This window comes from Cellvibrio sp. (genome assembly GCF_053579595.1).
The window spans coordinates 1-6,733 of sequence record NZ_JBRFPI010000255.1 but is presented as its reverse complement, the minus strand read 5'-3'; the positions used below and the strand labels follow the sequence as shown (position 1 = coordinate 6,733).

Below are 6,733 nucleotides of genomic sequence, written 5' to 3'. Positions count from 1 at the left end.
ATTTTACTCCGCTGTATCGCTCTGCAATCGGTTTTGATCGCATGGCTAATTTGTTGGATAACCTTTCTCGTGCTGAGCAGAACCAACCCAGCTATCCGCCCTACAACATTGAACTGACGGGTGAAGATAAATACCGAATTACTATGGCCGTTGCCGGGTTTGATCAATCTGAATTAACTATTGAGGTGAATCAGAATAATCTGACTGTATCTGCTACTAAAACTGCTGAAGATCAACAGAGAACATATTTGCACCAAGGCATAGCTGCGCGCAGTTTTGAGCGTCGGTTCCAATTGGCTGATCATGTGCAAGTGAAATCGGCGAATTATGAAAATGGATTGCTGCACATCGATTTGCAGCGTGTTATTCCTGAGTCCATGAAGCCGCGTACCATTCCCATTGGTGTGCAAACTGCAGAAAAACTCACCGTTGTTCCAGCGAGTGTCGATGCTGCATAATCCCGTACAGTATAGATGCTAAGAATAACCTCGATGCCGTTGGTATCGGGGTTATTTTTTAGAAGATTTTTTATGAAAAAATCACGTGCTGAATAATTTTGCCCGTACAGTATCGCGATAGGCGTTTGGTGTTGTAGCTAATTTCCGCCTAAACAGGGCGGTAAAATAACCTGTGTCCTGATAGCCGACTTTGTCGGCGATTTCGCTAATTGATAGGTTGCTGGTTTTTAATAAATCTTTTGCAATGTTGATGCGAATTTCCTGTAAATAATCCAACGGTGTTTGCCCCAGTGCGTTTTTAAAGCGGCGATTGAGTGTGCGCACACTCATGCTGAATCGGGCGGCAACTTGCGGGAATAAAATATCGCGCTGGTAGTTATCCTGTAGCCAAATTTGTATTTGGGTTATGTCTTCGTCTGGATGCCTGTTTTCTTCCGCTTCAAAAAATCCACTGGTTTCATAAGCCTGGCGAATCTCGTGAGAGAAGTGTCGCTCCACATGGCTTGCTATCGTTTTGCCAAAAAAGCGCTGGATAAAGTGCACGGTTAAATCGGCAAGGGAGTTGACACTCGCGGCGCAATACAGGTTGCCCGCTTGGGTAATGAAATATTGTCGCTTAAGTTGTACAGCGGCGTAGTCCTTTTGAAATTGGTCGAAATAGTGCCAGTGTGTTGTTGCCGCTTTCCCATCCAGTAATCCTGCCTCCGCGAGAAAACAAACCCCTGTTCCCACTGCGCTGACAATGGCACCGTTCTGGTATTGCTCGCGTAGCCATTCGAGTGTTTCGCGATGTTTCTCTACAACAGGGCGGGGGTTGCGCCACAAACCAGGTATATAAATCAGATCGCTGGCCGGTTTGCTGGCAATCGTGAGATCGGGTTGCCATAAAAGTCCGGTACGGGTAGCGATAGGTGTGGTGCTTAGGCTGATGGTTTTAATATCGAGAGGGCGTTGCTGATCGCGTGGCAGCATGCTTCGTACAGCGCTTTCGGCTGCAAGCAGCATTTCCATCGGCAGGGTGCTACTAGTGGCGAGCATGCGTTCGCAGAGTAAGAAATGGATGCGGATAGGGGGATTTTTGCTCATGGAGTGATCGTATTGCCTGAATTGATACTTTGTGGCTAATTTACCACTGAAAATGACCAAATCAACAAGGACATCGCGAGTGAATGCTCATACACTTCCTAAAATTTTGTCATTTTGCCAATAGTGGGAGTGTGTTATGTCTGTTGCGCGTTTACCGGTGATTGTGGGTTTTGGTGGATTTAATGCGGCTGGCCGCAGTTCCGGCCATCACGCCTATCGCCGTATGGTGATTGAGAGTCTGCAGCCAAAGGAGCGCCAAGAAACTATCGCCGGGTTGGCAGTCATGATGGGATTGGTCAGTTTTGCAGATGATGCCTATCGCGATACTGAGGGTAATGCGCTTGGTTTGGTTGATATCGAAAAACGTTTTGGTGAGCAAGTACTGGATGGCACTTTGATCCGCCGAATCGATAAAACCTTTTTTGATGTTGATGCTGCTCACTGGCAGAAATCGGCGACGCTTGGAGCGGGTGATTCGCCCTTGGTGGTCGAGATGCGCAAGCGCGATCTGCCCGAGCCAGTGCCCGCAGATTGGCAAATAGATGATATAGATGACGATCGTGTCCGCGTTACAACCTCATCGGGTCTGGAGGTCAAGTTCGATAGCTATCGCGATCTGCCGGTGAAATCGGCGGGGCAACTGCCGCGCGGGTTTAATCCGGGTGCGCTCTACAACTCTCACTATCACCCACGCGCTTTGCAGTTAGCGGTTATTGGTGCTTCTGATGCAATTCAGTCCACCGGATTGGAATGGCAGGCGGTAATGAACTCAGTAAAGCCGGATCAAATCGGCGTTTATGCCAGTAACGTGATGAGCCAGATGGATGAAAATGGCTTTGGCGGTCTTCTGCAGTCGCGCTTGAAGGGTAGTCGTGTGAGCGCCAAGCAGTGTCCGTTGGGTTTGAATACCATGCCAGCAGATTTTGTGAATGCGTATATTTTGGGGAGTGTTGGTCAGACTGGTGCGATCACGGGTGCCTGTGCCTCATTCCTCTACAACTTGCAGGCTGCGGCAGACGATATCGCCAACGGTAAATGCCGTGTGGCTGTCGTGGGTTGTGCAGAGGCGCCGATAGTGCCGGAAATTATCGATGGTTATGCCACCATGGGTGCACTTGCCAGCGAGGAAAAACTGAAAAAACTGGACGGTACTGAAGAGGCTGATCCGCGTCGTACCAGTCGTCCCTTTGGTGAGAATGCCGGTTTTACCATGGCTGAAGCCAGTCAGTACGTTGTCCTGATGGATGATGCCTTGGCTATCGAATTAGGCGCGGATGTGCACGGTGCTGTGGGTGATGTATTTATCAATGCGGATGGATTTAAAAAGTCGATCTCGGCTCCCGGTCCTGGCAATTACATCACCATGGCTAAAGCTGTGGCGTCGGCGCGCGCTATTCTGGGGTATGAATCAATCCAGCGGCGCTCGATGGTGCAGGCGCATGGTTCCAGTACACCTCAAAATCGCGTCACTGAATCGCAAATTTTTGACCAGATTGCGCAGGTGTTTGATATCAGTAGCTGGCCAGTGTCAGCGGTAAAAGCCTATGTGGGGCATTCACTCTCTGCCGCCAGTGGCGAGCAACTAATTGCCAGTCTCGGTATTTTTAAATACGGCCTTATTCCCGGGATCAAAACTATCACTAAAGTTGCTGACGATGTCTTTGCCGATCGTCTGCAAATTTCCACTAAAGATGAACATTGCAAGCAACCGCTGGATGTTGTCTTCCTCAACTCCAAGGGTTTTGGTGGGAACAATGCGACCGCCAGTATTTTTGCACCGCATGTGGTCGAATCTATGTTGGCTCGCCGTTATGGCGATGTGGTATTTGCCCGCTATAAAGGCAAGCGCGAACAGGTGCGTGCGGCCGCATCGGCCTATGATCTTGCTGCTTTGCAGGGCAATTTCTCGACTATTTACCACTTTGGCGAAGGTTTGATTGATGAAACCCTAATTAAAGTGGATCAGGAGCATCTGAGCCTGCCGGGGTTTGCGCAGGCGATAGATCTCACTTTTACCAATCGTTTTGCGGACATGTGTGACTAGATATTGTGGTAAAAAATGCCTCACCCCATAGGTAAGGTGGTGAGGTTATCCCGCTTAATGTTTTATTGGCCTATACAAAGCCCAATCTTTCCCTTAAAATGCCGCGCCTTTCGCACAGCTTATTGTGCGACTAACGATTTTTTAAACTTGAAAGTCGATTTTAACCGGGAAGGCTTGTCTTTCCCCCATAAGTAAATACAGGAAGAAGACCTCAATGGTAACTATTCGTCTGTCACGTGGTGGCTCTAAAAAGCGCCCGTTTTATCATCTGACCGTAACTAACAGCCGCAGCGCCCGTAACGGCCGCTTCATCGAGCGTATTGGTTTCTTCAATCCAGTTGCTCGTGGTCAAGAAGAGCGTCTGCGTGTTGATGCTGACCGTCTGCAACACTGGGTTGGTCAAGGTGCACAGTTGTCTGAGCGCGTTGAGCAACTGGTTAAAGAAAGCAAAAAAGCGGCTTAATTGCTCGCTAAATAAATAGTCGAAGGCGCCTGATGTCTGCGGAATCCAATTTAGTTAATGTCGGGCGAATTACCGCTGTTTATGGTGTGAAAGGGTGGGTGAAAGTTCACTCTTACACCGAGCCGCAAGAAAATTTGTTTGAGTATCATCCCTGGTTTTTAAAGACCAAACATGGAGTCAAGCAGATTGAGATAGATGAGGCGCGTCCTCATGGCGATGCATTTGTCGCGCACATTGTCGGTATTGATGATCGTGATTTGGCAATGCAATACACCGCAGCTGATATCGCCGTTGATAGCGAGCTCTTGCCTGAGCTGGATGAAGGTGAATATTACTGGAGTCAGCTTGAAGGCTTGGTGGTATTTACCCAATTTGGTGGTGAGCGCAAACGCTTCGGTGTGATTTCCAAAATAATGGAAACCGGTGCAAACGATGTGCTTGTTGTGGCTGCAGATGCAGAAAGTATTGATCAGCGCGAGCGCTTGATACCCTATGTGCCTGAACAGTTTGTACTGTCTGTTGATCTCGACGCTGGCGAAATGCTGGTTGATTGGGATCCCGAGTTTTAAGCTTTAAAAATTTAAAAGTTTAAAGCTCACTTATTTGGCGTAAACGCTGTGAGGCGAGAGGGGTAATCGTCAATTGCTTAAGATTGCGGTTGTTTCCATTTTTCCTGACATGTTTAACGCGATTGCCGGTTTTGGGATAACCAGCCGTGCAATCAAGCAAGGTTTGGTGGAGTTAAAAACAGTAACTCCGCGGGATTTTGCGCATGATCGTCACTCAACGGTAGATGATCGCCCCTTCGGCGGTGGTCCCGGTATGGTGATGATGGTGCAGCCACTGCGCGATGCTATAGCTGCTGCAAAAACCTGGGCGGGTGATGATGCAAAAGTCATCTATCTCTCTCCTCAAGGGCGAACCTTGGATCAGTCTGGTGTCGCTGAATTGGCGACCTACAGCAATATGGTGTTGGTGGCGGGTCGTTACGAAGGTATCGACGAGCGATTGATACAAACCGTTATCGATGAAGAATGGTCCATCGGTGATTACGTGTTAAGTGGCGGTGAGTTACCAGCAATGGTGCTTATCGATGCGGTAACGCGGCTGATTCCGGGCGCTCTTGGGCATGCGCTTTCGGCAGAACAGGATTCATTTACGGATGGGTTGTTGGATTGTCCCCATTACACCCGTCCGGAAGAATTTGAAGGAATGCGTGTGCCGGAAGTTTTGGTGTCTGGTAATCACGAACTGATTCGGCGCTGGCGCTTGAAACAAGCGTTAGGGCGAACATGGCTGAGAAGGCCTGATTTATTGCACGCAATAAATTTAACCGAGGAGCAGCAAAAGCTGTTGACGGAATATCGTCGTGACCTTGATACGACAAACTCTAGCTGTGAAGCTATAGACTCTTAGGAGAATATCAATGACTAACCCAATTATTCAGGCGTTGGAAAACGAACAACTGAAAGCAAACCTTACTGAATTTTCACCAGGCGACACTGTTGTTGTAAACGTGAAAGTAAAAGAAGGTGATCGCGAGCGTGTACAGGCTTACGAAGGTGTTGTAATTGCCATCCGTAAGCGTGGCCTTAACTCTGCATTCACCGTGCGTAAAATTTCTCACGGTGTAGGTGTCGAGCGTACTTTCCAAACTCACAGCCCGATGATCGACAGCGTATCGCTGAAGCGTCGTGGTGATGTGCGTCAAGCTAAACTCTACTACCTGCGTGACCTTACTGGTAAGGCTGCTCGTATCAAAGAGAAGCTGGTGTAAGATTAGGTCGATATTCGTATCGATTCGCAAAAAGCCGAAGTGGGAAACCGCTTCGGCTTTTTGGTTTTTCAGATTCCCGTTTTCTGATTGCCTTGCCGGGGTGGAGTCGCTAGAGTCGGTTTTTTATTTCAGGTTGAAATTATGGTTGCCGCCAAGCCGTTGGAGTTAACACCTGTCCCAGCAGATGCACAGCTTATTGCTGAATACTTGGATGCCATCTGGATGGAGAAAGGTTTGAGTGATAATACTCAGGAGTCTTACCGGCGCGATCTCGCGCAGTTTGCCGTCTGGTTAAACCAGCAGGGGCAGCATTTACTGGGTGCTGATGTGGCACTAGTGCAGGATTATCTGGATGTGTGTCTGCAGCAAAAACTATCCAGTCGCACATCCGCACGCTTTCTCTCTTGTGTGCGGGGATTTTATCGCTATCTGTTGCGCGAAAATCGGATCACTGAAAATCCGGTCGCCTTGGTCGATAATCCAAAACTATCTCGCCCTTTGCCGAAATCTTTAAGCGAAACCGATGTCGAAGCCCTGCTTGCAGCACCTGACTTGTCTGATCCGATAGGTTTACGTGATCGAACCATGTTGGAGGTGCTTTATGCCTGCGGCTTGCGTGTCACTGAATTGGTTGAGTTAACCATGCAGCAAATTAACCTGCGTCAGAATGTTGTGCGGGTGATGGGCAAGGGCAGTAAAGAGCGTTTGATTCCCATGGGGGAAGAGGCTGCCGCGTGGTTAGCGCGTTATTTGCGTGAAGCGCGACCTGTGTTGCTGAATAATATGCCGGATGAAGTAGTATTTCCGAGTGCACGTGCCCAACCTATGACCCGCCAGACATTCTGGTATCGCATCAAGCACTGGGCGATGGTGGCGGGTATCCAAAAAGAGTTGTCGCCGCATAC

8 protein-coding genes are annotated in these 6,733 nt (G+C 48.8%); 7 read left to right on the top strand and 1 reads right to left on the bottom strand.

Features of this window, described 5'->3' with window-relative positions; translation table 11 throughout:
- Nucleotides 1-458 (top strand): Hsp20 family protein (locus ACWA6V_RS14875; protein ID WP_449523225.1); only part of this gene is annotated, 458 nt, incomplete at its 5' end.
- A gap of 81 nt (nt 459-539) precedes the next feature.
- Here the strand turns inward: ACWA6V_RS14875 and ACWA6V_RS14870 are convergent.
- Nucleotides 540-1,544, bottom strand: coding sequence for a GlxA family transcriptional regulator (locus ACWA6V_RS14870; protein WP_449523224.1), 1,005 nt, complete (start codon nt 1,542-1,544; stop codon nt 540-542).
- Between the two features lie 136 nt (nt 1,545-1,680).
- Between ACWA6V_RS14870 and ACWA6V_RS14865 the strand changes: the two genes are divergently transcribed.
- The 6 genes from ACWA6V_RS14865 to ACWA6V_RS14840 form a co-directional block, all read left to right on the top strand.
- Nucleotides 1,681-3,588: a beta-ketoacyl synthase gene (locus ACWA6V_RS14865; protein WP_449523223.1), complete on the top strand. Its 1,908-nt coding sequence runs from the start codon at nt 1,681-1,683 to the stop codon at nt 3,586-3,588.
- A gap of 214 nt (nt 3,589-3,802) precedes the next feature.
- Complete coding sequence (gene rpsP / locus ACWA6V_RS14860; RefSeq protein ID WP_133685243.1) at nt 3,803-4,051, top strand: 30S ribosomal protein S16; 249 nt, start codon at nt 3,803-3,805, stop codon at nt 4,049-4,051.
- A gap of 32 nt (nt 4,052-4,083) precedes the next feature.
- Nucleotides 4,084-4,620, top strand: coding sequence for a ribosome maturation factor RimM (gene rimM, locus ACWA6V_RS14855; RefSeq protein ID WP_449523222.1), 537 nt, complete (start codon nt 4,084-4,086; stop codon nt 4,618-4,620).
- A 73-nt stretch (nt 4,621-4,693) separates the two neighbouring features.
- On the top strand, nt 4,694-5,467 hold the full coding sequence (gene trmD / locus ACWA6V_RS14850) for a tRNA (guanosine(37)-N1)-methyltransferase TrmD (protein ID WP_449523221.1): 774 nt from the start codon (nt 4,694-4,696) through the stop codon (nt 5,465-5,467).
- Nucleotides 5,468-5,471: 4 nt separating this feature from the next.
- Nucleotides 5,472-5,828 (top strand): 50S ribosomal protein L19, encoded by a 357-nt coding sequence (gene rplS / locus ACWA6V_RS14845; RefSeq protein WP_449523226.1) that lies wholly within the window; start codon nt 5,472-5,474, stop codon nt 5,826-5,828.
- Nucleotides 5,829-5,969: 141 nt separating this feature from the next.
- Nucleotides 5,970-6,733, top strand: a 764-nt coding sequence (locus ACWA6V_RS14840; RefSeq protein WP_449523220.1) for a site-specific tyrosine recombinase XerD, incomplete at its 3' end; no start/stop codon positions are given.

What these genes read in the sequence shown, in the direction of transcription:
- ACWA6V_RS14870 (WP_449523224.1), bottom strand. Translation starts at nt 1,544, where the DNA reads ATGAGCAAAAATCCCCCTATCCGCATCCATTTCTTACTCTGCGAACGC.
- ACWA6V_RS14865 (WP_449523223.1), top strand. Translation starts at nt 1,681, where the DNA reads ATGTCTGTTGCGCGTTTACCGGTGATTGTGGGTTTTGGTGGATTTAAT.
- rpsP (WP_133685243.1), top strand. Translation starts at nt 3,803, where the DNA reads ATGGTAACTATTCGTCTGTCACGTGGTGGCTCTAAAAAGCGCCCGTTT.
- rimM (WP_449523222.1), top strand. Translation starts at nt 4,084, where the DNA reads ATGTCTGCGGAATCCAATTTAGTTAATGTCGGGCGAATTACCGCTGTT.